The organism is Streptomyces sp. SP17BM10 (assembly GCF_036322405.1).
In the GTDB taxonomy this organism is placed as follows: Bacteria; Actinomycetota; Actinomycetes; order Streptomycetales; family Streptomycetaceae; genus Kitasatospora.
Genome location: NZ_JAQYXB010000125.1, coordinates 1 through 913 on the forward strand (window position 1 = coordinate 1; position 913 = coordinate 913).

Here is a 913-nt window from a genome sequence, read left to right on the forward strand (position 1 = left end):
GCTCCGCCCTCGCCGTCCTGGCCGCCCCCGACTCCGACATCGGCCTCGTCGGCTACGAGATGGCCCTGCTCGTCGACCGCGCAGGCGCCGTCCTCACCCCCGCGCTCCGCGCAGAACTCCAGGGCAGTCTCCTGCACTGACCGGGGCCCGCACGGCACCCACCCACCCACGTCCCACCTCCCCGCCGGGTCCGACCCGACCGGTCCCGGCGCTCGACCCTCAGCTACCCTCAGGCAGCTGATCCCGCCTCAGCTGGAACGCCCCAGCTGGAACCTGCTGCCCGAGGCCGCAGCACAAGGAGGACCCATGACCCCGCCCTCGACACCCGCCGGCCCGTACGGCAACGGGTACGGCAGCGGCTACGGCGGGCAGCAGTCCGACGGCTACGAGCAGCAGCCGCTGGTCCGCCCGTACGCGATGACCGGCGGCCGGACCCGGCCCCGCTACCAGCTCGCCATCGAGGCCCTGATCTCGACCACGGGATCGGCCGAGCGCTCCGGCGGCCTGCTGCCGGAGCACGCCCGGATCGTCAACCTCTGCCGTGAGGTCAAATCCATCGCGGAGATCTCCGCACTGGCCGGCGTGCCGCTCGGTGTGGCCCGCATCCTCGTGGCCGACCTGGCCGAGGCCGGCCTCGTCGCCATCCACCAGCCCGCCGCCGCGGGCGAGTCGGGCGGAACGCCCGACGTCACGCTGCTCGAAAGGGTCCTCAGTGGACTTCGCAAGCTCTAACGGACCCGCCCGCGCCACGACGTCCGCGAAGATCGTCGTGGCGGGCGGCTTCGGTGTCGGCAAGACCACGCTCGTCGGCGCCGTCTCCGAGATCAACCCCCTGCGCACCGAAGCCGTCATGACCTCGGCCTCCGCCGGCATCGACGACATCAGCCACGTCTCCGGCAAGACGACCACCACC

At 72.7% G+C, this 913-nt stretch carries 1 protein-coding gene and 2 pseudogenes; all 3 read left to right on the forward strand.

Features of this window, described 5'->3' with window-relative positions; translation table 11 throughout:
- Positions 1–140 (forward strand): annotated as a pseudogene (locus PUR71_RS00455) (roadblock/LC7 domain-containing protein); the annotation flags it as partial.
- A 166-nt stretch (positions 141–306) separates the two neighbouring features.
- Positions 307–732: a DUF742 domain-containing protein gene (locus tag PUR71_RS00460; RefSeq protein WP_329924275.1), complete on the forward strand. Its 426-nt coding sequence runs from the start codon at positions 307–309 to the stop codon at positions 730–732.
- Positions 713–913, forward strand: a pseudogene (locus tag PUR71_RS00465) (ATP/GTP-binding protein); the annotation flags it as partial. The gene PUR71_RS00460 and the pseudogene PUR71_RS00465, both read left to right, overlap by 20 nt.

Excerpts from the sequence above, each read along its gene's own strand:
- PUR71_RS00460 (WP_329924275.1), top strand. The coding sequence starts at position 307 with ATGACCCCGCCCTCGACACCCGCCGGCCCGTACGGCAACGGGTACGGC.